We start from the raw sequence: 23,002 nt of genomic DNA, 5'->3' as shown, positions 1-23,002 counted from the left end.
GGCGGCAGTCGCGAGAGTGACACTGGGGCTATGGCGCAGTTGGTAGCGCGCTTCCATGGCATGGAAGAGGTCAGGAGTTCGAATCTCCTTAGCTCCACAAATGAACGGGCGTCTGGCTAGGCCAGACGCCCGTTTTCCGTTTCGCGCGGTACGTCTGGGTGCTCGAGTAGCAACTGAGGAGCTGATGCGGGGTGCGCGGGATGACGGCCCGGCCCTGTTCTCCGGCAGGTTTTCGTCGTCAGCGGACAGATTGGCTCCCCATACCGGTGGGGGTATACGATCAGGGCATGGCAACCGTTGAAATCACCAAGGAAAACCTCGAGCAGACCATTGCCGGCAACGGCATCGTCCTCCTCGACTTCTGGGCGGCCTGGTGCGGCCCCTGCCGGCAGTTCGGCCCCATCTTCGAAGAGGCTTCGGAGAAGCACCCCGACATCGTCTTCGGCAAGGTGGACACCGAGGCGCAGCGCGAGCTCGCCGCGGGCTTCGAGATCATGTCGATCCCCACGCTCATGGCCTTCCGCGACAACGTCATCGTGTTCTCGCAGGCCGGTGCGCTGCCCGGCGCGGCGCTCGAGGAACTGATCGAGGCCGTCGAGGCGCTCGACATGGACGAGGTCCAGGCGGAGATCGCCAAGCAGAAGGCCGGCGCGGAGGTCCAGTGACCCTCCCGGTCCAGCTCCAGAGCGACCCGCGAACCTTCACCGCCGAGTTGGCCACCTGGCCGGCTCGGCGGTGGTTCTTCGCGGTGGGCACCGCTGCGGCCACCGTGCTCGTCGTGGCAATCCCCACCGCTCTCATCCCGAACCCGGTCTTCGGACGCGAGATCCCGCCGACGGCGTGGGCCTGGCCCGTGCTCATCGTGACTTCGGTCCTCGCGGGACTCGTCGCGGCCACCTACGTTGCGCGCAAGGACGCGGCCGACGCGGAACGGGGCGGGAAGCTGGGTGCAGCCGGGGCGTTCGTCAGCTTCTTCGCCGTCGGCTGTCCGGTCTGCAACAAGCTGGTGCTCATCGCACTGGGCTACACCGGGGCCCTGCAGTACTTCGCCCCGGTGCAGCCCTTCCTGGCGGGGGCCTCGGTGCTGATGCTCGCCGTCGCACTCGTGCTCCGGGTGCGCCGCGAGCGGACCTGCCCGCTGCCGGCCTAGAAGACGGGGCGGCCGCCCGTGACCCCCAGCACGGTCCCGGATACGTAGGACGCCTCGAGCGGGCTGGCGAGGAAGACGAAGGCGCCGGCCATCTCGGAGGGCTGACCAGGACGCCCCAGGGGAGTGTTGAGCCCGAACTTCGGCATCTCCTCGGCCTTCTTGGTGGCCGGCTGCAGCGGCGTCCAGATCGGGCCCGGGGCCACGGAGTTCACGCGGATCCCCTTGGGCCCGAGTTCGGCCGCCAGGTTGACCGTGTAGTTGTTGATGGCGGCCTTGGTGGCCGCGTAGTCGATGAGATCCACTGACGGGTCGTAGGCCTGGATGGAGCTCACGTTGATGATGCAGTCGCCCTTGTCGAGGTAGCCCAGCGCCTGCTGGGACAGCCAGAACATGGCGTAGAGGTTGGTCTTGAAGGTCCGGTCCATCTCGTCGGTCTTCAGGTCTGCCAGACCGCCGTCGCGCCGGGCCCACTGGAAGCCTGCGTTGTTGACCAGGATGTTGAGCCCACCCAGTTGGCGGGCGGCGTCGTCGACCACCTTGCGGGCGATCGCCTCTTCGGTGATGTCTCCCGGAAGCAGGACGCACGTGCGGCCGGCGTCCTCGACCAGCTTCTTCACGTCCTCGGCATCGGACTGCTCCTCGGGCAGGTAGCTCAACGCCACGTCGGCGCCTTCGCGGGCGTACGCGATGGCCACGGCCCGCCCGATGCCCGAATCGCCGCCGGTGATGAGGGCCTTCAGACCATGCAACCGGTCACGGCCGATCCAGCCTTCCTCGCCGTGGTCCGGGAGGGGCGTCATCTCGGTCGTGAGCCCGGGGGGTGTCTGGCTCTGGGCGGGGAATGCACCCTCGTCCATCGTCTTTGCCTCAGCTGCCTTGGTGATTGCGTGCAGATCAGTCATGCGTTCCAGTCTCGTTCGCACGGCTGCCGGGCCAAACCCCCTCAGGGGTGAACTACTTGGGGACGAACATCGGGTAGATGTTGTCGAAGCTCAAGCGGTAGCCCATGCCGTGCGACACGATCACGCTGATGCCCAGGACGACTGCGACGATGACGATGCCGAACGCGAAGCCGGCCACCACTTTGGCAAGCGGGTGGGGAGTGTGGTCGTCGACGTTCTGGTGGGCGCCGTAGGACAGGGCCCTGATGCCGAGGGAGAAGATGGCCGGGAGACCGGCGCCGAGCAGGAGACCCGCGAGCAGGACCTGCGATGCGCCCTCAAGGGCAAGCCAGAGATTGTTCATGCCTTGCTCCTGACCCGGCGGAGGGGCTTGGCGGGCTGCTCAGGCAGTTGCCGTTGGGTGACGTCCTCGACCCATTCGTCGTTGACGTTCCTGTGGTCGACCCTCGTCTTCTGCGAGTGGAGGTACATCCACCCTGAGGCGATCGCCAGGACGAGGAACATCACGATGGCGCCGAACAGGCCGCCCAGGCTGTGTCCGACGAACCACATGGCGGCGCCGACAATGCCGGCGGCGGGCAGGGTGATTGCCCAGGCCATCAACATCCGGCCGGCCACCGACCAGTTGACCTTCGCGCGCTTGCCGAGGCCGGAGCCGAGAATGGAGCCGGTGGCGACGTGGGTGGTGGACAGGGCGAAGCCCAGGTGGCTGGAGGCCAGGATGACCGCCGCGGAGGACGACTCCGCGGCCATCCCCTGCGGTGCGCTGATCTCGACCAGGCCCTTGCCGAGCGTCCGGATGATGCGCCATCCGCCGATGTAGGTGCCCAGCGCGATCGCCAGCGCACACGCCACCTTGACCCACAGCGGCACCGACGTGAGGTCCGTCCAGGTGCCGGTGGCGATCAGTGCCAGCGTGATGACACCCATGGTCTTCTGCGCGTCGTTGGTGCCGTGCGCCAGGGAGACGAGCGACGCGGAACCGATCTGTCCCCAGCGGAACCCACTCTCGCGGTACTTCTCCGCAACCCCCTGGGTGATGCGGTACACGAGCCACGTGCCCACGGAGGCGACGGCGATGGCGATGGCCGGCGACAACAGGGCGGGCAACACCACCTTGCCGATCACCCCGTCGAGCTTCGTGCCGTCGCCGGCCCACTTGACGCCGCTCACGCCGAGCCCGGCCATGGTGGCACCGATCAGCCCGCCGAACAGCGCGTGCGATGAGCTCGACGGCAGGCCCAACAGCCAGGTGAGCAGGTTCCAGACGATGGCACCCACGAGGCCGGCCAGGATGATCGTCAGCAGCGCCATGCCGCCGTCACCGATCAACTCCGGGCGTGGGGCGCCGCTGGAGTCCTGGATGTTGACCACGGCGTTGGTGACGGTCAGGGCGACTTCCACGGACAGGAAGGCGCCGACCAGGTTGAGGACGGCCGACAACGCAACCGCAACCTTGGGGGAGAGGGCCTTCGTTGCGATCGACGTAGCCATCGCGTTGCCGGTGTCGTGGAAGCCGTTCGTGAAGTCGAAGGCAAGTGCGGTGATAACGACAAGCGCTAGCACGATGAGTTCGGGGGACACACCCCTAGTCTGCAACCTCATGGCCCTGAACACGCAATCGGGGCAGGATAATCCCCACACTCTCCAGCGCGGTGGCGTCTCGCGGAAATGTCGGTGGACAACAGGGGTGTCGGGGTGCTGTGCGAGGAAATGTCCCGACGCCCTCCTACGATGTGGGCATGACTCCTCGACGTCCCCACGCCTCGCTGCTCCAAGTGGGCAGCGTGTCAGCTGAGGTGACGTACAAGCCCATCAAGAGCCTGCGGATGCGGGTGGTCCCTCCCGACGGCGTGGTGAAGATTTCAGTCCCACTGGGGTTGGCGGAGGAGACGGTCACGGAGTTCGTGCGCAGCCACGAGCGTTGGCTGCTCAAGGCCAGGCAACAGGTCCGGCTCGCCCACCCGCCGGAGGAACCGTTGACCGATGGCGGGCGCGCCAGGCTCTGGGGCCGGTGGCATGAGGTGCGCACTGACGAGTCGGCCAAGGCGGGCGCCCGGTTGGAGGACGGCGTCCTCGTGCTGTCCGGTCCGGATGAGGACGCCCGCAGACGAGGGCTGGAGAACCTCTACCGGCGCGAACTCCGGGCCGCCCTGCCTGGCCTGTTCGCACTCTGGGAACCGCAGGTCGGACGCCGGCACGCCACGGTGAAGCTGCGGCGCATGACCTCGCGCTGGGGCACGTGCAACGTCCGCACGGCCGCCATCACCTTCAACACCGCGCTCGCGGAGCACCCCCCCACCGCGCTGGAGTACGTCGTCGTGCACGAGTTGATGCACCTCGTCGAACGCGGCCACGGCCCACGCTTCGTCGCCGGGATGGACCGGTTGCTGCCTGAATGGCGTCAGCGACGCAAGGCCCTGAAAGGTCATCCGTGAGGGTGCTGGAGGCCGCTGAATGGCGGGAGCGCGCCGAAATCCACCGCGGGCGCGTCACCGCCGAACTGGCGGAGGTGGTGCGGCGGCGGGAACGCGGCCTCAAGCACCCCGTCGACGACTTCCTGTTCCAGTACTACAACCTGAGGCCCAGCCACCTGGCGCAGTGGCATCCGGGTGCCGGCGTCGGCCTGGCCGGGGGAGAGGCTTTCGCGGAGCGTCAGTTCTATGCAACGACGGGACGGGTGACCGTGCTCGACGCAGCGTCCTTCCTGGCCAAGCGGGGCGGCACGGTCGAAACGGCCCACCGCCTCCTGGCTGCCGCGGCGGACAAGGCCCCCCGGTTCGGGTGCTTCGGGATGCACGAGTGGGCGATGGTCTACAGGCTGCAGGAGGGCCAGACGCGGCACCCCTATCTGAAGCTGCGCTTCGACCCGGCGGAGGTGGCCCGGATCGTGGAGGAGGTGGGCTGCCGCTGCACGCATTTCGACGCGTTCCGCTTCTTCACCGAGCCCGCCCGGCCGCTCAACGTGCTGCAACCGACGCGTGAGACGCAGCCTGACCTGGACCAACCGGGTTGCCTCCACGTGAACATGGACCTCTACCGCTGGGCCGGCAAACTCTCTCCCGCAGTGGGTTCCGAGCTGCTGTTCGAGGCCTATCTCCTGGCGCGCGACATCCGCGAGGTGGACATGCAGGCCTCCGCCTACGACCTCGCAGACTGGGGCTACGAGCCCATCGCCGTCGAGACGGCAGAGGGGCGGGCCCGCTACGCGGCAGTGCAGCGTGGCTTCGCGGAGCGGGCGGTTCCCCTCCGCCACGAGATCCTGCGGGTGATCAGGTCACTCGAATCCTGAAGTGCCGGGCAACCGACTGCCGCGCCGAGGCGTAGTACGGATGAGAAACCCGTCCGACAGGAGCACACCATGCACCGCCGCTTCGCGTGTCACACCGAGACCCGCCCCTCCGCGTCATACGATGCACGCGTACGAACCGCTCTTCCCCCTGTGAGGTTCACCATGTTCACCGTGCCCAGTGCCCGGCGCTTCGCCGTCGGCGTCGTCGCCGCCCTCAGCCTTCTCGCCGCCGCGTGCGCGCCGGAAGCGCTCGCGCCCCAGGCCGGGCCGGCGCCCACCGTCGCCAATCCCGGAGCCGGCGCGGTCGCCGACGAGCCCGTGGTCCTGCCCGACGTGACCCAGACGGCCGAACCGGTCGTCGTCCCGGCGAGGCCGAGCGTCGTCCCGTCCGTGCCGGCCGATGAGCCGGCCGCTGAGCCGACCACCGCGCCGAGCGCCGAGCCCCAGCCGTCCGTCGAGGTCCCTCAGCCCACCGCCGAGCCTGAGACCTCAGAGACGCCGGAGGTGGTGCCGACGGTGCCGCCCCTGCTGGCGCCTGGAGACGACTCGGAACAGGTGCGGGAACTGCAGCACCGGCTCCTCCAGCTGAACTGGATGTCGGGGAAGATCACCAGCGACTACGGCGACGCGACGCGGCTCGCCGTGGAGGGCTTCCAGGTCAAGCGCGGCCTCCCCGGCACGGGAGAGGTCGACCAGGCGACATGGGATCGACTTGTCGATATGACGCGCATGCCCACCGCAGATGAGATGCACAACGTGTTGCAGCCCGGCCCGGCCCTCCTGAAGGAGGGCAGCACCGGGGATCAGGTGAAAGACCTCCAGGCCCGCCTGAAGCAGCTCGAGTGGTACTCCGGCCTCGTCGACGGCCAGTACGGGCCCAAGACGGCCGAGGCCGTCACGGGCTTCCAGGCCAAGCGCGAGATCCCGGTGACCGGCGAGGTCGACCAGCGCACGCTGGACCGCCTGGCCTCGATGACGCACAAGCCCACCGTCGATCAGCTCAACAATGTGGTGGCCGCCCCTGCGGAGGCCAAACTGACCCTGGACGACCGCTGCCTCCAGGGCCGGGTGATCTGCATCTCCAAGACGCAGCGGAAGCTCGCCTGGGTCGTCGACGGTGAGGTCAAGATGTCGATGGACGTGCGGTTCGGCTCCGAACTGACGCCCACGCGCGAGGGCACGTTCTCCGTGGGCTGGAAGTCGCGCAACCACGTCAGCAAGCTCTACGGCTCGAAGATGCCGTTCGCGCTGTTCTTCAGCGGGGGACAGGCCGTCCACTACTCCAGCGACTTCGCCGCCCGCGGCTACAACGGCTCCTCCCACGGCTGCGTCAACGTGCGCGACAGGGCCGCGGTGGAGGCACTGTTCGATGCGGCCAAGGAGGGCGACAAGGTGGTCGTCTACGTCGGATAATCTGAAGGTCTGACCCGACCGAAGGGACCCTCGTGATTTACCTGGCCATCGCCATGCAGGTGTGCGGCTCGTTTTTGTTCGCCAGCGGTGCCATCCTGCAGAGCTTGGGGGTCAAGAGCCAGTTCGACGCGGATGCGGTCACCTCCTCCAACAGGTTGTCGCTGAAGGGCCTGCTGAAGCTCTTCACCGTCCCGAAATGGGTCATCGGCCTGGGCCTGGTCTTCGCCGGTGCGGCGATCCACCTGACGGCCCTGACGTTCGCCCCGGTGTCGGTGGTGCAGCCAGTGGGCATCCTGGCCGTGCCGTGGTCGGTACTGCTCGCCTCGAAGATCCACAAGCACAAGATCAACGCCAGGCTGTGGGGCGCCGTCGGTGTGACGGTGCTGGGCGTGGTGGGTTTCACCGTCTTCTCGTCGCAGTACGCGACGGGGGAGAAGCAGTTCAGCTTCCCGGCGATGCTGTGGTCCTTCGTGGTGGTCTGCGTGCTGTGCGCGGCCCTGTCCTTCTTCGCCACCCGGGCGGTGGCCTGGGCGAAAGCCATCCTGTGGTCCTCTGTGGGCGCCATCTTCTACGGTCTGGCCTCGGGCTTCATGAAAGCCGCGATGAACCTCATCCAGAAGCACGACCAGAGCTTCGGAAGCTGGCAGTTCCTGGCCACCGCCGCCATGATGGTGCTGTGCTACGTCCTGGGCGCCTGGATGATCCAGCAGGGCTACGCCTCCGGCCCGGCCGAGATCACCGTCGGCACCATGACGACGGTGGACCCGTTCGTCGCCGTCGTGTTCGGCCTGGTGGTGCTCGGCGAGGGCATCGGGATGGGCGCCGGCCCGGTGCTGGGCATGATCGTGACCGGCGCCATCGCCGTCTCCGGCGTCGCGCTGTTGTCGAAGGATCATCCCGACGCGGTGGAGGAGCGCCTGCGCGCCCAGGCTGACTTCAGCCCTTCACCGGCAGAGCGTTGAGGGCCACCCGTCCAGAGGGCGTGGTCAGCACGATGGTGGAATCCGCTCTCGGCATGATGAAGGTGACCGTGCCCTCATAGGGCTGGCCCTCCCGCGCGCTGAAGGCCCGCATGTCGACGGGGTCGTAGCTCAACCGGGTCTCGTTCGTGAACGCGAAGATGGCGAAGGCGTAGTCGCCCTGCTCCACCTCGACGCGGATGCGCAGGTCCAGCTGGTCGCCGTTCCAGGAATAGCCGACGATCTCGAAGATGCCGTCCCCGTTGCCCTCGAACGGGATGAAGTTGCCCGTGCGCTCGGGGCTGGGTTCTGCCGTGGCAGCCGCAGAGGGGCTGGCCCCGCTCTCCGGGGAGGCCGCTCCCAGGAACTGCATGCCCACGATGACGACCGCGATCACGGCCACCACGCCCAGCACGATGAAGACTGTGGACCGGGGGCGCTTGGGAGGCTGGAGATCCTCGTACGACGGCGGCGCCGGCGGCTGCTGCCCGAACGGCTGCCTGGGGTCCCTGCCCTGTGCATCATGGAACTGCGTCGGGCGCCAGGACGGGTCCTGGCTCGCCCACGGTGAGTTGTTCCCGTTGCCCGGCGGCGGGGGCCACTGCGCGTTGCTCATGAGGGCAGCGTACTTGCCGGGGTGAAACCTATTCGTCCCATCTCTGGGGCGGGATGCCGTGCTGATGGACGCTCGTCAGGAGCATCCCGATGGGATGGGTGGGGTTGAGGGCGGCCATCTGCTCGATGCACGCGGTGGCCTGCGCCCCGTGCCCGGACAACCATGAGGCGATGCCCAGCAGAGCGACCACCGTCGGCTGGACGAAGCGCGGTGTCACGCGGCGGGCAGCGAGGAGGTTGTGCCAGATGACCTCCGCGGTAGACGTGTTCAACCGGGTGGTCAGGGCAGCGGAGCGGTCCTCGTCATCCAGCAGGCAGGCCAGCATCAGGCCCTCCCCGTCCTCCAGCGGGGTCTGGGCTTCGGCCAGTGCCTCGAGACGGGCCAGGCCCTCGGCTTCGGAGAACCCGGCGATCTCGGCGAGGGCCCGGTCGACCTCACTCTGAGCGGGCGGCTCCCACGCCTGGACCGGGGCCACCGCCTCCTCCCGCGAGGCGTAGATGCTCACGCCGTTGTAGACGGCGTGGGCTGCCACCGGGCTGGCATCGAAGTCGTACTCCACCGGCCCCTCGTCGTCTGTGAGGGACCAGTAGTGCGAGCCGTCGGTCACCAGCGCCTCGGCCACCCGCTCGGCGCCGAGGACGTCCGCCAGTTCCATGACCGAGGCCCAGGCCAGGTCCAGATCCTCCGAGTAGCCGAGCAGGATGAACCTGACGCCGTGGACGTGGGAGGTGACGTTCAGCATCTGTTCCGCCACCCGGTCGAAGTGGGTGCGGAACCATTTCGCCTCGAGGCGTGAGGAGAAGCTCACCATCTTCCCCTGCATCCCGAGCAGGACGACGGAGTCAGAGGGGTGGAAACCGAACATGAACGACGGGAGGGCCAGCAGGTCGGCACGGGTGGTGCCGCGGAGGACAGGAAGCGTGTGCATGCCATCACTGTGGTCAGCCGGCCTCCTGGATCACCACCGATTCGCTTCCTTGTGGATAACCGAATGCTGAGGTCGGCGCGACGGCCCGGCGGCGGGTGGCGTAGATTGCGGCCATGCGTTTTGTGGTGTGTGGCGAAGCCCTCATTGATCTGATGCCGGAAGAACAGCTTTCCCCAGCGGAGAGCCGGTGGATCGCCCGGTCGGGGGGCGGCCCGTTCAACACGGCCACCGCACTGGCAAAGCTGGGGGAGGACGTCCACTTCCTGGGCCGTCTGAGTTCGGATTCCTTCGGCCGCCAACTGCGCAGCCACCTGGAGACGGCCGGGGTGCAACTGGACCTGGCGGTCCCCACCGATGAAGCGACGTCGGTTGCCGTGGTTTCCCTCGACGTGGAGGGGAAGGCCAGCTATTTCTTCCACTTCGACCAGACGTCGAACTTCAACTGGCGCAGGGACGAGTTCCCCACCGTCGCCCCGCAGGACTGGCTGCACTTCGGCTCCATCGGCTCGGTCATCGGCCCAGGCGCCAAGCACGTCCTCGACTTCGTGCGCGGCACCGAGGCGGCCGTCAGCTTCGACATCAATGTGCGCCCCTCCACGCTGCCTGACCGCGCCGAGTACTTCGGGCTGGTTTCAGACCTGATGACGGCCGTGGGGCGCAACGGGGGCATCGTCAAGGCCAGCGACGAGGACATCGCGTGGTTGGTCGACGACGACTCGGACCCGCTGGCCTACGCGGGAGCCTGGGCAGAGGAACACGACTTGGCCATGTTCATCGTCACGCTCGGCCCGGATGGGGCCGCCGCGGTCAAGCCCGACGGCAGGGTGGTACGCGTGCCGGGCCACTCCGTCGGCGTCATCGACACCGTGGGCGCGGGCGACACCTTCATGGCGGGGTTCCTCTCCGCCTACGCCCACCACCCCGACGACGTGGCCGGTGCCCTGGACAGGGGCACCGCCGCCGCCGCGATCGTCTGCACCCGCAAGGGCGCGCAGCCCCCGACCGCCGCCGAGGTGGATGCGTTCCTGGCGATATAGTGAGTCTCCGCGCCGTCTCGGCGCGGGAATTCGTTGTGCAATCAGGAGAGAGTCGTGAGCCAAGAGGCTGTGCAGTACGACAAGGTGCAGGCCCAGGAGAAGTGGCAGGCATTCTGGGAGGAGGACGAGACCTTCCGGCCGCTGGATGACGGCAGCCGCGAGCGTCGCTACGTCCTCGACATGTTCCCGTACCCCTCAGGCGACCTCCACATGGGCCACGCCGAGGCTTATGCGATGGGTGATGTCGTCTCCCGCTACTGGCGGCTGCGCGGCTACGACGTCATGCACCCCATCGGCTGGGACTCGTTCGGGCTGCCCGCGGAGAACGCCGCCATCAAGGCAGATGCGCACCCCGCCACCTGGACGTACAACAACATCGAGACCCAGGTGCGCTCCTTCAAGCGCTACGGCCTGAGCCTCGACTGGTCACGGCGCCTCCACACCTCGGACGAGGAGTACTACCGCTGGACGCAGTGGCTGTTCAACCGCTTCTACGAGCGGGGACTCGCCTACCGCAAGGACTCCTTCGTCAACTGGTGCCCGCAGGACCAGACGGTGCTGGCCAACGAGCAGGTCATCGACGGCCGGTGCGAGCGCTGCAAGTCCGAGGTCACCAAGCGCAAGCTCAACCAGTGGTACTTCAAGACCACGGACTACGCCCAGGAACTCCTCGACGACATGTCGCTGCTCGAGGACGGCTGGCCGGACCACGTGCTGGCCATGCAGCGCAACTGGATCGGCCGCTCGGAGGGCGCGCACGTCGACTTCATCGTCGAGGGCCGTGAGAAGCCCATCACCGTGTTCACGACGCGTCCGGACACGCTGTTCGGCGCGACGTTCATGGTGGTGGCCCCCGACGGCGAACTCGCCGCAGAGCTGGTGACCGACGAGCAGCGCCCCGCGTTCGAGGCGTACGTCGAGCAGGTGAAGCGGACCACCGAGATCCAGCGCCAGTCAACGGAGAACGAGAAGACCGGTGTGTGGCTCGGCGTCCACGCCACCAACCCCGTCAACGGCGAGCAGGTGCCGATCTGGGCCGCAGACTACGTGCTGGCCGATTACGGCACCGGCGCGATCATGGCCGTGCCGGCGCACGACCAGCGCGACCTCGATTTCGCGCGCAAGTTCGGGCTGCCGGTGCGCACCGTGCTCGATGTCGACGGCACCAACCCTGAAGAGACCGGCATCGCCACCGTCGGCGACGGTGCCTACCTCAACTCGGGGGTCCTGAACGGTCTCACGGACAAGGCCTCCGGCGTCGCCCGCATCACGGAGCAGCTGGAGGCCGAGGGCCGGGGCACCGGCACCGTGCAGTTCCGGCTGCGCGACTGGCTGCTGTCGCGCCAGCGCTTCTGGGGCTGCCCCATCCCGGTGGTCCACTGCGAGAAGTGCGGCGAGGTCCCCGTGCCCGACGACCAGTTACCGGTCCGGCTGCCGGATCTGCGCGGCTCCGCGTTGGCACCGAAGGGCACCTCCCCGCTGGCCTCGGCCACCGACTGGGTCAACACCGAGTGCCCCACGTGTGGTGGCCCGGCCAAGCGCGACACCGACACGATGGACACGTTCGTCGACTCGTCCTGGTACTACTTCCGCTACTGCTCACCCGGCTACACAGAGGGGCCCTTCAACCCTGAAGACGTGGCCAAGTGGATGCCGGTGGCGCAGTACGTGGGCGGCGTTGAGCACGCCATCCTCCACCTGCTGTACATGCGGTTCTTCTCGAAGGTGCTGCGTGACATGGGCCTGGTCTCGTTCGACGAGCCCATGCTTCGCCTGCTGAACCAGGGTCAGGTCGTCAACGAGGGCAGGGCGATGAGCAAGTCGCTCGGCAACGGCGTCGACCTGGGCAAGCAGATCGACGAGTTCGGTGTGGACGCCGTGCGTCTCACGATGATCTTCGCCGGCCCGCCGGAGGACGACATCGACTGGGCCGAGGTCTCGCCGGGCTCCAGCCTGAAGTTCCTCCAGCGCGCGTACCGCCTGGCCGCAGACGTCGATTCCCAGCCGGGCGTCGACTTCGCGCAGGGTGACCCGCAGCTGCGCAAGGTCACCCACAAGGCCATCACGGAGATCACCCAACTGCTCGACGGTGGCCGCTTCAACGTGGCTGTCGCGCGCACCATGGAGCTGGTCAACGCCACCCGCAAGACGATCGATTCCGGCGCCGGCGGCGCTGATCCCGCAGTGCGGGAAGCCGTCGAATTCGTCGCCCAGGCGCTGAGCGTCGTGTCGCCGTATGTGGCGGAGGAGATGTGGGAGCTGCTCGGCCAGCCCCCGTCGGTGGCCAACAGCGCCTGGCCCACTGCTGACCCTGCGCTCACCGTCGACGACACCGTCACGATGGTGGTCCAGATCCAGGGCAAGGTGCGCGGCAAGCTCGAGGTTCCGGCCGACATCACGGAGCAGGACGCCCTCGCGGCGGCCCTCGCCGACGATGCGGTGCAGCGCTCACTGGCCGGCCGCGAGATCGTCAAGGTCATCGCCCGTCTGCCCAAGATGCTGAGCCTCGTCCCGGGCACGTAGTTCCCACCCCTGGCCCCGGCGCGCTGCGCCCGGGCCGGGGGGCTCAAGGCCCCTGGCGGTACTTGTCCACAGGGAGGCCATCCCGTGGTGATTCGAACCTGTCTCTGACCACCATGGGGGTATGCAGCACACCGATGCGGAGGAGATGGCCCGCGCCCGGCTCGCCTACGTGAGCGCCGGCAGGCCCTCTCTTGGCGCGCCCCGGCGTGGCCTCCCCGAACCTCCGGTGCCGGAGCCTCCCCTCCTGTCGCCGCCGCTTCCGGCTGAGCCCACCTCACCCGCGTCAGCCGGGCCGAAGCCGGTGGCCACCACGAGCCGGGTGCCCACGTTGACCGTCAAGCACCTGGTGGTCGTCGCCGTACTCCTCCTCTGCGGCGTGGGGGTGGCTGTCGCTGCGCTCGGCCGCAGTGCGGCGACGGAGGTACCCCTTGAGGCAGTCACGGTCAGCGCGGCCCCGGTGGAACCGTCGTCGCCGGCCCCGGTGAAGATGCTGCGGATCCACGTTGCCGGAGCGGTCGCTGAGCCAGGCGTCGTCGAGCTGCCGGAGGGCACCATCGTCGAGGACGCCATCCTCGCGGCAGGCGGCCTGGCGGCCGATGCAGACCCGGCCGAACTCAACCTCGCCGCGCAGGTGGCTGACGGGATGCAGATCGTCATCGGTACCGTGGGGCAGCCCAAAGGCGACCTGGTGGGCGCCGAGCCTTCACCCGGTGGGGTCTCTGGCGATGCGGGGGCAGGGGGGATGGTGGACCTGAACGCGGCCACTGCTGGTGAGCTCGAGTCACTTCCCGGAGTCGGCCCCGTGACCGCCGGCGCAATCATCGGCTGGCGTGACGAGCACGGGCCCTTCGCCGCCGTGGAGGAGCTGCAGGAGATCAGTGGCATCGGCCCGAAGACGTTCCAAAAGCTCGAGCCGCTGGTCACCGTCGGCTCGTGACGGTGTGGAAGGGCCGGAGAGGGTGAATCATGACTGGCGGCTGGCTCCGCTGGCCATGGCCACGTGGGCGGCTGCGTGGCTCGGCTCGTCGGGTTGGCGACCCGAACGGGAAGCCGTCATCGCGGCCTTCGTCGGTCTCGTCCTGCTGGCGGTGGTGGCCGTGCGGGGCCGTCGCCCATGGACCGCGATGTTCATCGCGGCCTTCACCGTGACCCTGCTGATGTCCGGGTTGCAGAGTTGGCAGCGGCACGCGTCGCCCGTTGCTGAGCTCGCGGCCGACGGGGCGATCGGTACGGTGCGGTTGAAGCTGCTTGCCGAGGCGCAGCCGGCTGCGGGCGTCGTGATCGGCCACGCCGAACTGATCTGGGCGGAGGCCAGGCAGAAGCGGGTGGAGTCGAAGGTGCCCGTCGTCATCTTCGCGAGCGGTGCGGTGTCCCAGGAGTTGCTGGGGCTGACCGCCGGCGCCACCTACGAGGTGCGTGCCCGACTGCGTGCCCCGGAGCCGGACGACGCCGCCGTTGCGGTCCTCAGCCTGCGTGAGATCGGCTCCGAAGTGACCGGGCCCGGCATCGTCGACAGAGCCGTCAACGCCATGCGGCAGGGGTTGCGCGACGCCGTGGCGCACTCGCCGCCCCGCCAGGGCGCGCTGGTCCCGTCCCTGGTGGTGGGTGACACCTCGGCAGTGGACGCGGCGATGCGTGACGAGTTCCAGGTCACCGCTCTGACGCACCTCATGGCGGTCTCGGGCGCCAACCTCACCTTGATGCTCAGCGTGGTGCTCGCCGCGGTGCGCGGGCTGGGTTTGCGGGGGTGGAGCGTACGGGTGGCAGCGCTCGGCGGAGTGGTGGCCTTCGTTTTGATCTGCGGCCAGGAGCCCTCGGTCTACCGCGCCGCGGCCATGGGGTTGGTGGCGTTGGCAGCGATCGGTGTGGGTGCGGGCCGGCGCACCATCCGCTCGCTCTGCGTGGCGGTGCTCATCCTGGTGTGGCTCGACCCGTGGATGGCGCGTTCCATCGGCTTCGCCCTGTCCGCCGCCGCCTGCGCCGGCATCGTCCTGCTGGGGCCCCTCTTCGTCGCCGCCATGTCACGGTGGGCTCCCCGATGGGCGGCGGAAGCGCTGGCGGTGCCCCTCGCTGCCCAACTCGCGACGCAGCCGATCATCACGGCGCGGAGCGACCAGGTCTCGGTCGTAGGGGTCCTCACCAACGTGCTTGCCGGGCCCTTCGTCGGCCCCACCACCGTGCTCGGCTTCGCGGCGGCACTGCTGTGCCCACTGCCATGGCTGGCGGCCGGTCCGGGGTGGCTGGCCGGCTGGTGCGCGCAGCCCATCCTGTGGCTCGCGGAATTCGGCGCGGCCCTGCCCACCGCGTCCTGGACCTGGAACGGCTCTGCGCCGGGTGTCGCGCTCGTCACGCTCGGCTCCGCCGCACTGGCCGTGGTGCTGCTCCGGGTGCTCCGCCACCGATGGGGCGGGGTCGGGTTCATCGCCCTCTTCGTGGCGCTGGCCCTGGTACGGCCGGTTCCGCTGGGCTGGCCCGGCGAATGGCAGGCGGTCTTCTGCGACGTGGGCCAAGGCGATGTCACTGTCCTCAACGCCCGCGGCGGCGCGGCCGTCGTGATCGATGCCGGGCCGGAACCGTCGGCGACGGTGAACTGCCTGGAGTCGCTGCGGGTCGAGGCCGTGCCCCTCCTGATCCTGACCCACTACCACTCGGACCATGTCGGGGGCGCGGAGGCGCTGATCGCGCGGTACCGGCCGTCACTGGTTCTGGTCCGCTCTGGTCCCCATCCACCGTGGTTGGACGACATCTCGCGCGGGTCCGGCACTACGGTGCGGTCCGCGGCGCCGGGCGAGGTGCTGGAGGTGGGTGACGTCACGTGGCGCACGGCATCAGTGTGGGAACCCGTCGGGGCGGCCTTGGCGGAGGCCGAGGGGGAGGGTTCCGCGGAGAACGACGCCTCCGTCGTCGGGGTCGGTTCCAGCGGCTCCCTGCGGGTGCTGCTCGCGGGAGACGCGGAGCCGGCCGGCCAGGGTGTGGCGCTGCGGGCGGCGGCTCACCTCGGCGTTGACCTTGGGGCGCACGTGCTGAAGCTGCCGCATCACGGCTCCTCCCGTCAGGAGTCGCGCTTCTTCGCGGCTTCCGGTGCGGCGCTGGCGGTAGCGAGCGCCGGGGAAGACAACCCCTACGGCCACCCGAGCGTCCGCGCCATGGACCTGGCCCGCTCGCACGGGATGGAGATCGTCCGAACTGACACCCAGGGCGCCATCGCCGTGGCGCTGGTGGGGGAGACGCTCAGGATCCGTACGGTCGGGGGACCGGGATGAGGCGGTGGCCCTAGGCGGTGGTCTCCCGCGGCTCCAGGCCGGCGGCGCGGTACATCGCGTCGATGGCCCGCATCATCGCCACCGAATCGTCCGGGCCGGTCAGCACCGGGGTGTCGTTGCGGACCGCGTCGACGAACACGGCCAACTGGGCCGCGTAGCTCGTGGGTTGGGTGGGCACCTCCACGGTCGTCACGCCCGCGTCGTCGGTCAGCGTCAGGGTGTTGCCGTCCTGGGGCTTCACGAAGCCCTCCACCTGGATGACACCCTTCGTGCCGGTGATGATGCAGGTCTGGCGCTCCTCGTCCTCCAGCAGCGAGCTGGAGATGCGGCCCGTGACGCCGCCCGGGAACCTCAACTCCGCGCTGAGTGCCTCGTCGAGCCGCGGATCGTCGGACGGCCTGGCTTCCGCGGAGACGACCTCCGGCTCTTCGCCCACCACGCTGCGCACGAAGTGGAGGCTGTAGCAGCCGAGATCCATCGTGGCGCCGCCCGCAAGGGCCTGGTTGTAGCGGATGTTGCTGCGATCCGGCAGATTGATGTCGAAGTGCGCCTCGACCTCCACGAGGTCGCCGATGGCGCCGTCGGCGATGAGCTTCAGCGTCTCCGCCATGAGCCGGTGGTAGCGGTAGTGGAAACCCTCCATGACGACGCGGTCGGAGCCTGCGGCCCGGCGGGCGACCTCCTCCGCCTCGTCCGCGTTCGACGCGAACGGCTTCTCCACCAGCACGTGCTTGCCGGCGTCCAACGCGGCCACGGTCCACTTGCCGTGCTCGGAGTTGGGCAGCGGGATGTAGACCGCGTCGACGTTGGGATCTGCCAGCAGCGCCTCGTACGAGTCATGCACGTGCCCGATGTGGTGTTCGGCGGCGAAGCTCTCAGCCCGGCCCCGGTCGCGGGCTGCGACGGCGTACAACTCGACGTCGCGATTCGCCTGGGCCGGTGCGATCAGGGCCTGGGGCGTGATGCCGGCGGCACCGAGAATACCGAAGCGGATGGGCTGATTCATGGAAGGACTCCTCACGTGGCGGAACAGACCCGAGTCTAGTGATGACGATGAGCTCCGCCGCGACAATGTCGCACGAGCCTGGCAGGATCAGAGCATGACTTCGTCCCCGTTCGGCACGGCTATCCTCATCTCCGGTCCGGAACAGCTGCTGGCGCAGCGCGTCGTGGCCGAGATCAGGTCCAGGGCGTTGGCCGCGCATCCTGAGGCGGGGATCAATGAGATCCACGCCACGGAGCTCGAGGATTCGATGCTCTCGGAGGTGATCGGCGGCTCGCTCTTCTCCAGCCACACGCTCGCGGTGATCGACGACGTGGGCTCCACCCCGGCGTCGGTGGTGGACCAATTGGTGGCCGCCGCGTGCAACCCGCCGGAGGAACTCTGCCTCATCCTGCTGCACCCCGGCGGTGTGAAGGGCAAGGGCCTCATCGACAAGTTGAAGAAGGCCAAGGTCCCGGTGGAGACCGTCGCCGCCCTCAAGCCCTGGGAAGTGCCCGGTTTCGTCGCGGCGGAAGCCAAGCGGCAGCGCATCCGGATGCAGGCTGATGCGGCCGAGGAGTTGGTGGCCGCCGTCGGCCATGACCTGCGGGCCCTGGCCTCGGCCATCGATCAGCTCATCGCTGATTCCGGTGCCAACGAGATCGACGCGGCCCTGGTGCGCCGCTACTTCGCGGGCCGGGCGGAGGTCTCCGGTTTCGCGGTGGCTGACGCGGTGGTCGCCGGCAACGCCACCGTCGCCATGGAGCGGCTGCGCTGGGCGCTGGAGACCGGGGTGGCGCCCGTGCTCATCACCAGCGCGGTGGCCAGTTCGTTCCGCGGGTTGGCGAAGTATCTCGATGCGCAGAACAGCCGGCTGCGGGGCGCAGACCTGGCCCGCGAGATCGGGGTGCCCCCGTTCAAGCTCAAGGATTACGCCAGGGCGTCGAACACGTGGCAGGTGGGTGGGGTGGCGGAGGCCATCCGGCTCATCGCCCGCGGTGACGCGGAGGTCAAGGGCGCCGCCACGGACGCGGCTTTCGCGCTGGAGCGCATGGTGTTGGGCGTACTGCAGCATCGTCGCTGACGCGGCACCGCCTCAGGGTACGCAAAACAGCGCCTTGACGACCGAGGGCCAAGGCGCTGTTGAGGAATCAAACAGCAGCGAGAAGTGCTGGATCAGATGGCGTTGACGGCAGTCGCGATGCGCGACTTGCGGTTGGCGGCCTGGTTCTTGTGGATGACGCCCTTGCTCACGGCGCGGTCGAGCGCGCGGTTGGCCACGACGAGGAGTTCGGCAGCCTTCTCAGACTCGCCCTCGGTGACGGCGGAGCGGACGTTGCGGAGGTGGGTGCGCAGTTCGGACTTGACCGCCTTGTTACGGAGACGGGAGATCTCGTTGGTCTTGTTGCGCTTGATCTGGGACTTGATATTCGCCACGGGGCAGGCCTCTTTACGGATCAAAGGGGGTGTACTCGGTCATGCGTTTGCACGCGACGCTCAACCTTACCTGAGTTCCTCGGCGCGGGCCAAATCGGTCGCATTGTTCAACGGATCACACTCCGTGAGATGATGGCCTGTCTCTGTCCACCAACGAGGAATGTTGATGCCCGCACCCCGACCAGGCAAGACCGATCCGGCAATCATCCGGAACTTCTGCATCATCGCGCACATCGACCACGGCAAGTCCACCTTGGCCGACCGCATGCTGCAGCTGACCAAGGTTGTCGACGGCCGGCAGATGCGGGCTCAGTACCTCGACCGCATGGACATCGAGCGCGAGCGCGGCATCACCATCAAGTCGCAGGCCGTGCGCATGCCGTGGACGAAGAATGGCGAGGAGTACATCCTCAACATGATCGACACTCCCGGCCACGTCGACTTCACCTACGAGGTATCGCGGTCGCTGGCCGCCTGTGAGGGCGCCATCCTGCTCGTCGACGCCGCGCAGGGCATCGAGGCGCAGACGCTGGCCAACCTGTACCTCGCCATCGAGGCGGACCTGCAGGTCATCCCGGTGCTGAACAAGATCGACCTGCCCAACGCCAACCCCGAGAAGTACGCCGCGGAGATCGCCGGCATCATCGGCTGTGACCCCTCTGACGTGCTCATGGTCTCCGGCAAGACCGGCGTGGGTGTCCCCGAGCTCCTGGACGCGGTCGTCGAGCTGATCCCCGCCCCGGTCGGCGACCCCGACGCCCCTGCGCGGGCCCTCATCTTCGACTCGGTCTACGACACCTACCGCGGTGTGGTGACCTACGTCCGGGTGGTCGACGGTGAGCTCGGCTTCCGTCAACGCATCCGCATGATGTCGACGTTGGGCACCCACGAACTGCTCGAGGTGGGTGTCATCTCGCCGGATCCCGTGAAATCGGACGCCATCGGCGTCGGCGAGGTGGGCTACCTCATCACGGGCGTGAAGGACGTGCGCCAGTCCCGCGTCGGCGACACCGTGACGCTCGAGGCGCGGCCCGCCACGCAGGACCTGGGCGGCTACCGGCACCCCAACCCCATGGTGTACGCCGGTCTCTACCCGGTGGACGGCGACGAGTTCAACGAACTGCGCGAGGCCCTGGAGAAGCTCCAGCTCAACGACGCGGCCCTCACCTACGAGCCTGAGACCTCCGGTGCGCTCGGTTTCGGTTTCCGCATCGGCTTCCTCGGCCTGCTGCACATGGAGATCGTCCGCGAACGACTGGAACGCGAGTTCAACCTGTCGCTCATCTCAACCGCCCCCAACGTCGTCTACCGCGTGGTGATGGAGGACGGGTCCGAGCACACCGTGACCAACCCCTCCGAGTACCCCACGGGCAAGATCGCCGACGTATACGAGCCGATGGTGCGTGGCACCATCCTCACCCCGGCGGAGTACCTGGGCACCATCATCGAGCTGTGCCAGAACCGACGAGGGGTCCAGCTCGGCCTCGACTACCTCAGCGAGGACCGCGTCGAACTGCGCTACAAGCTGCCCCTGGCCGAGATCGTGTTCGATTTCTTCGACGCGCTGAAGTCACGCACCAAGGGCTACGCCTCCCTCGATTACGATCCCGCCGGCGAGGAGACCTCCGAACTGGTGAAGGTCGACATCCTGCTGCACGGCGACCCGGTGGACGCCTTCTCGGCGATCGTGCACAAGGACAAGGCGTACACCTACGGCCTGGCCATGGTCGCCAAGCTCAAGGAACTCATCCCGAGGCAGCAGTTCGAGGTACCCATCCAGGCCGCCATCGGCTCGCGCGTCATCGCCCGTGAAACCATCCGCGCCATCCGCAAGGACGTCCTGGCCAAGTGCTACGGCGGCGACATCTCGCGCAAGCGCAAGCTGCTCGAGAAGCAGAAGGAAGGCAAGAAGCGGATGAAGATGGTGGGCCGCGTCGAGGTGCCCCAGGAGGCCTTCGTCGCCGCGCTCTCCACCGGGGAATCCAGCGCCAAGTAGCCTGACGGCGTGGCTTCAGCTGCGCCGCTTCGTACGCGACGTGGCCCGGGCGGTCCACGGATCCTCCGGCCACGGGTGCTTGGGGTACCGGCCCCGCATCTCACCGCGCACCTGTGCGTAGGGGCCGGACCAGAACGACGCCAGGTCGTCTGTGACCGCCAGCGGCCTGCCGGCGGGAGACAGCAGATGGAACAGGACGCGGGCCCGGCCTGCCGCGATCGTGGGTGACTGCGCCAACCCGAAGCATTCCTGGAGCTTCACCGCGCAGACCACCGCCGCGTCGTCGTCGTGGGCCGGGTAGTCCAGCCGGATGGTGGAGCCGCTCGGCACGGCTAGCCTCTCCGGAGCGAGTTCGTCGAGGCGGGTGGCTTCCCGCCACGGCACCAGCCGGCGCAGGGGGGCGGTGAGGCTGATCCCCGAGAGGCGCCCGGTGCGGGCGGCGTCGGCCAGTTTGGGTCCGAGCCATTCGTCGAGGCGAGCTAACAGCGCCGCGTCCGACACGTCGGGCCACGGTGCGCCCATCCACCGGTGGAGGAAGGCGAGGCGCCGCCGGAGGCGGTCTGCGGTCTCCGACCAGCCGATGACTGCCAGCCCCTTCTCCTCGATCACCTGCCGCACGGCCTCGGGCCCCAACTCTGCGGCGGACACCGGCGTGGACGTGAGTTCGATCGCGCCGAGCGCTGTCACCCTGCGGGCCCTCAGCCGGCCGTCGACCAGCGTGCCGCGCACTTCGTCCAGCAGCAGGTGGGCGGCCGCCGCCCGCGCGGTCCGCTCGTCGATCGGCGCCCCTGACCGGACGACCGCACCAGTGCCCGCCGCGCTGGCGCCGGCGGCGCGCGTGACCTCGGCGACGGCCAGCCACTCCTGCTCCGCCAGTTCCGGTGGGGCGGCCGCGCGCGTGCCTGAGGCCAGCAGATGCGAGGCTCCCACCTTGCGGGCGACACGCTCGGGGTAGGCCAACACGACCACGGCCCCTGGCAGTCCACCGGAACCGGGCGTGGCGTCTACCAGCCGCTCCAGGCGGTCGGCCTCAGCCCGCCAACGCTGCGACTCCGGCGCCGCACCGCGCCGCAGCCCCCGGAGCGCGACGGTGAGGTCACCGCCCAGGTCGAGTTCGACGGCCGCCACCATTTCGGCGGCCACCCGGCTGCCGACGAGGGGCGCGCCGTCCACCAGCGCCCGCGCCCACCGGGGCGAGGCGGGAATATCGGCGAGTCTGCGTCCATGGGCAGTGACCCGTCCGTCCCCGTCCACGGCACCCAGCGAGCGCAACACGCGCTCGTCCTCGGCCACAGCGAGGGCGGGGAAGGCGCTGGGCAGCGCCAATGCGTCACCACGGGGCGCGCCCCAGGCTGCGAGCGTCAGGAGGGCTCCGGTGAGGTCCGCGGTCTGCGACTCCGGCGTGCCCTGTGCCCGGAGCCCCGCGTAGGTCCGCTCGTCGTAGCAGCGCCACACCACGCCCGGCCCCTGGCGCGCGGCCCGCCCGGCCCGCTGGTCCGCCGACGACCTCGTGCAGCGCACAGTGACCAGACCCGACATGCCGCGGCCGGAATCGCGGCGGGGCTCCCGGGCGAGGCCCGCATCGACCACCGCGCGCACGCCGTTGACCGTCAACGACGACTCGGCCAGGTTGGTCGACACCACCACCCGGGGCGACTCCCCGGGTCGGCGGCCCGCCACCGCACGGTCCTGTTCCCGGGCCCCGGCCCGGCCGTGTAGTTCCAGGACCTCGGCAGCCACTGTGCCGCGCAACGCTTGGGCCACTGTGCGCACCTCCCACGCCCCGGGGAGGAAGACCAGCAGGTCGCCGTCGGCGGGCAGCTCGGCGAAGGCCCGCTCGGCGGTGCCCGCCACGTGCCCCAGGAAGTCCCGCGATGTCCCCCTCGAGTCGAGCGGCATCGGCCCGGGGGCCCACCGCACCTCGAGCGGATGCAGCACCGCGGGCACACCGACCACCGGAGCGGGCGACCCGCCGCCCAACAGCGAGGCGAGCCCGGCTGCGTCAAGGGTCGCCGACATCGCCACGACGGCGAGGTCCTCGCGCAGCTCCCGCACCTCCGCCAGGAGTGCCGTCAGGAGGTCCGTGTCGAGGCCGCGCTCGTGCACCTCGTCCAGGATCACCGCGCCGACGCCTTCGAGGGAGGGATCCCGCAGCAGGCGGCGCAGCAGCACGCCCGGCGTGACCATCTCCACGCCCGTGGCAGGCGACACCCTCCGCTCACCGCGCACCGTGAAGCCCGCCACCTCGCCCATCGCGGTGCCCGTCAGCGAGGCCAATCGACGCGCAGCCGCCCGGGCCGCGACGCGACGGGGCTGCGTGACCACCACTCGTCCCTGCACACAGCCGGCCACGACGGCGGGCGCCAGCGTCGTCTTGCCCGTGCCGGGTGGAGCCTCCACGACGGCGACCCCACGCGTCGTGACCGCCTCGCGGAGGTCGTCGGCCGCCTCGGCGAAGGGCAGCCCGCAACCGTCGGCGACGAGTTGGGCGAGAGTTGGCACGG

Annotated in this window: 20 protein-coding genes and 1 tRNA gene; 13 read left to right on the top strand and 8 right to left on the bottom strand. The window is 69.0% G+C overall.

From position 1 onward, the window contains the following. The first annotated feature begins 24 nt into the window (after nt 1-24). From H5393_RS09860 to H5393_RS09850, 3 genes are all read left to right on the top strand, one after another. A tRNA-Ala gene (locus H5393_RS09860) sits at nt 25-97 on the top strand. A 190-nt stretch (nt 98-287) separates the two neighbouring features. Beyond that, entirely contained in the window at nt 288-665 is a 378-nt protein-coding gene (trxA, locus tag H5393_RS09855) for a thioredoxin (RefSeq protein WP_182766509.1), read from the top strand. Further along, on the top strand, nt 662-1,150 hold the full coding sequence (locus tag H5393_RS09850; protein WP_182766508.1) for a hypothetical protein: 489 nt from the start codon (nt 662-664) through the stop codon (nt 1,148-1,150). The genes trxA and H5393_RS09850 overlap by 4 nt, the downstream gene beginning before the upstream one ends. On the opposite strand, the gene H5393_RS09845 is transcribed toward H5393_RS09850, so the two are convergent. Genes H5393_RS09845 through H5393_RS09835 form a run of 3 tightly spaced genes read right to left on the bottom strand, consistent with a single transcriptional unit; the run spans nt 1,147 to nt 3,636 of the window. Continuing rightward, the gene (locus H5393_RS09845; protein WP_255436444.1) at nt 1,147-2,052 is read right to left on the bottom strand and encodes an SDR family oxidoreductase; all 906 of its coding nucleotides are present in this window, start codon (nt 2,050-2,052) and stop codon (nt 1,147-1,149) included. The two genes, H5393_RS09850 and H5393_RS09845, sit on opposite strands and share 4 nt — an antisense overlap. 52 nt (nt 2,053-2,104) lie before the next feature. Beyond that, a complete protein-coding gene (locus tag H5393_RS09840; protein ID WP_182766507.1) occupies nt 2,105-2,395 on the bottom strand; it encodes a hypothetical protein in 291 nt (96 codons plus the stop codon). Further along, nucleotides 2,392-3,636: an inorganic phosphate transporter gene (locus H5393_RS09835; protein WP_182766506.1), complete on the bottom strand. Its 1,245-nt coding sequence runs from the start codon at nt 3,634-3,636 to the stop codon at nt 2,392-2,394. Before H5393_RS09835 ends, H5393_RS09840 begins: the two co-directional genes overlap by 4 nt. Nucleotides 3,637-3,794: 158 nt before the next feature. On the opposite strand from H5393_RS09835, the gene H5393_RS09830 reads away from it, so the two are divergent. From H5393_RS09830 to H5393_RS09815, 4 genes are all read left to right on the top strand, one after another. Next, the gene (locus tag H5393_RS09830; RefSeq protein WP_076059165.1) at nt 3,795-4,490 is read left to right on the top strand and encodes a M48 family metallopeptidase; all 696 of its coding nucleotides are present in this window, start codon (nt 3,795-3,797) and stop codon (nt 4,488-4,490) included. Further along, entirely contained in the window at nt 4,487-5,344 is an 858-nt protein-coding gene (locus H5393_RS09825; RefSeq protein ID WP_198928182.1) for a 3-methyladenine DNA glycosylase, read from the top strand. Before H5393_RS09830 ends, H5393_RS09825 begins: the two co-directional genes overlap by 4 nt. Nucleotides 5,345-5,506: 162 nt before the next feature. Then, complete coding sequence (locus H5393_RS09820) at nt 5,507-6,757, top strand: L,D-transpeptidase family protein (protein WP_182766505.1); 1,251 nt, start codon at nt 5,507-5,509, stop codon at nt 6,755-6,757. A 32-nt stretch (nt 6,758-6,789) separates the two neighbouring features. After that, on the top strand, nt 6,790-7,719 hold the full coding sequence (locus H5393_RS09815; RefSeq protein ID WP_182766504.1) for a hypothetical protein: 930 nt from the start codon (nt 6,790-6,792) through the stop codon (nt 7,717-7,719). Here H5393_RS09815 and H5393_RS09810 read toward each other — a convergent pair. Continuing rightward, a complete protein-coding gene (locus H5393_RS09810) occupies nt 7,694-8,332 on the bottom strand; it encodes a hypothetical protein (protein ID WP_182766503.1) in 639 nt (212 codons plus the stop codon). The two genes, H5393_RS09815 and H5393_RS09810, sit on opposite strands and share 26 nt — an antisense overlap. 28 nt (nt 8,333-8,360) lie before the next feature. Continuing rightward, entirely contained in the window at nt 8,361-9,260 is a 900-nt protein-coding gene (locus tag H5393_RS09805; RefSeq protein ID WP_182766502.1) for a DUF4192 domain-containing protein, read from the bottom strand. Nucleotides 9,261-9,373: 113 nt separating this feature from the next. Between H5393_RS09805 and H5393_RS09800 the strand changes: the two genes are divergently transcribed. From H5393_RS09800 to H5393_RS09785, 4 genes are all read left to right on the top strand, one after another. Beyond that, a complete protein-coding gene (locus H5393_RS09800) occupies nt 9,374-10,297 on the top strand; it encodes a carbohydrate kinase (protein WP_182766501.1) in 924 nt (307 codons plus the stop codon). A gap of 54 nt (nt 10,298-10,351) precedes the next feature. Continuing rightward, nucleotides 10,352-12,820 carry a leucine--tRNA ligase gene (gene leuS, locus H5393_RS09795; RefSeq protein WP_182766500.1) on the top strand — a complete coding sequence of 823 codons (2,469 nt, stop codon included), beginning with the start codon at nt 10,352-10,354 and terminating at the stop codon, nt 12,818-12,820. A gap of 121 nt (nt 12,821-12,941) precedes the next feature. Further along, nucleotides 12,942-13,757 carry a helix-hairpin-helix domain-containing protein gene (locus H5393_RS14620; protein WP_255436443.1) on the top strand — a complete coding sequence of 272 codons (816 nt, stop codon included), beginning with the start codon at nt 12,942-12,944 and terminating at the stop codon, nt 13,755-13,757. A 22-nt stretch (nt 13,758-13,779) separates the two neighbouring features. Beyond that, a complete protein-coding gene (locus H5393_RS09785; RefSeq protein WP_182766499.1) occupies nt 13,780-16,083 on the top strand; it encodes a ComEC/Rec2 family competence protein in 2,304 nt (767 codons plus the stop codon). 10 nt (nt 16,084-16,093) lie between these two features. On the opposite strand, the gene H5393_RS09780 is transcribed toward H5393_RS09785, so the two are convergent. Next, nucleotides 16,094-17,089 (bottom strand): Gfo/Idh/MocA family protein, encoded by a 996-nt coding sequence (locus tag H5393_RS09780; RefSeq protein ID WP_182766498.1) that lies wholly within the window; start codon nt 17,087-17,089, stop codon nt 16,094-16,096. A gap of 94 nt (nt 17,090-17,183) precedes the next feature. Here H5393_RS09780 and holA point away from each other — a divergent pair, with 94 nt between their 5' ends. Continuing rightward, entirely contained in the window at nt 17,184-18,149 is a 966-nt protein-coding gene (gene holA / locus H5393_RS09775; RefSeq protein WP_182766497.1) for a DNA polymerase III subunit delta, read from the top strand. A 92-nt stretch (nt 18,150-18,241) separates the two neighbouring features. Here holA and rpsT read toward each other — a convergent pair whose 3' ends face one another. Then, nucleotides 18,242-18,502 carry a 30S ribosomal protein S20 gene (rpsT, locus tag H5393_RS09770; protein WP_076059144.1) on the bottom strand — a complete coding sequence of 87 codons (261 nt, stop codon included), beginning with the start codon at nt 18,500-18,502 and terminating at the stop codon, nt 18,242-18,244. A 166-nt stretch (nt 18,503-18,668) separates the two neighbouring features. Here rpsT and lepA point away from each other — a divergent pair, with 166 nt between their 5' ends. After that, the gene (gene lepA, locus H5393_RS09765; RefSeq protein ID WP_182766496.1) at nt 18,669-20,498 is read left to right on the top strand and encodes a translation elongation factor 4; all 1,830 of its coding nucleotides are present in this window, start codon (nt 18,669-18,671) and stop codon (nt 20,496-20,498) included. A 15-nt stretch (nt 20,499-20,513) separates the two neighbouring features. Here lepA and hrpB read toward each other — a convergent pair whose 3' ends face one another. After that, on the bottom strand, nt 20,514-23,000 hold the full coding sequence (gene hrpB, locus H5393_RS09760; protein ID WP_182766495.1) for an ATP-dependent helicase HrpB: 2,487 nt from the start codon (nt 22,998-23,000) through the stop codon (nt 20,514-20,516). Nucleotides 23,001-23,002 lie beyond the last annotated feature (2 nt).

The sequence above is a fragment of the Tessaracoccus sp. MC1756 genome, assembly GCF_014164735.1.
In the GTDB taxonomy this organism is placed as follows: Bacteria; Actinomycetota; Actinomycetes; order Propionibacteriales; family Propionibacteriaceae; genus Arachnia.
Note: the sequence above shows the minus strand (reverse complement) of the source record. Positions and strands in the feature narration are given on the sequence as shown.

Bases quoted from the DNA above. Each gene is read 5' to 3' on its own strand.
- trxA (WP_182766509.1), top strand. From the start codon at position 288: ATGGCAACCGTTGAAATCACCAAGGAAAACCTCGAGCAGACCATTGCC.
- H5393_RS09845 (WP_255436444.1), bottom strand. From the start codon at position 2,052: ATGACTGATCTGCACGCAATCACCAAGGCAGCTGAGGCAAAGACGATG.
- H5393_RS09840 (WP_182766507.1), bottom strand. From the start codon at position 2,395: ATGAACAATCTCTGGCTTGCCCTTGAGGGCGCATCGCAGGTCCTGCTC.
- H5393_RS09830 (WP_076059165.1), top strand. From the start codon at position 3,795: ATGACTCCTCGACGTCCCCACGCCTCGCTGCTCCAAGTGGGCAGCGTG.
- H5393_RS09820 (WP_182766505.1), top strand. From the start codon at position 5,507: ATGTTCACCGTGCCCAGTGCCCGGCGCTTCGCCGTCGGCGTCGTCGCC.
- H5393_RS09810 (WP_182766503.1), bottom strand. From the start codon at position 8,332: ATGAGCAACGCGCAGTGGCCCCCGCCGCCGGGCAACGGGAACAACTCA.
- H5393_RS09805 (WP_182766502.1), bottom strand. From the start codon at position 9,260: ATGCACACGCTTCCTGTCCTCCGCGGCACCACCCGTGCCGACCTGCTG.
- H5393_RS09800 (WP_182766501.1), top strand. From the start codon at position 9,374: ATGCGTTTTGTGGTGTGTGGCGAAGCCCTCATTGATCTGATGCCGGAA.
- H5393_RS14620 (WP_255436443.1), top strand. From the start codon at position 12,942: ATGCAGCACACCGATGCGGAGGAGATGGCCCGCGCCCGGCTCGCCTAC.
- H5393_RS09780 (WP_182766498.1), bottom strand. From the start codon at position 17,089: ATGAATCAGCCCATCCGCTTCGGTATTCTCGGTGCCGCCGGCATCACG.
- holA (WP_182766497.1), top strand. From the start codon at position 17,184: ATGACTTCGTCCCCGTTCGGCACGGCTATCCTCATCTCCGGTCCGGAA.
- lepA (WP_182766496.1), top strand. From the start codon at position 18,669: ATGCCCGCACCCCGACCAGGCAAGACCGATCCGGCAATCATCCGGAAC.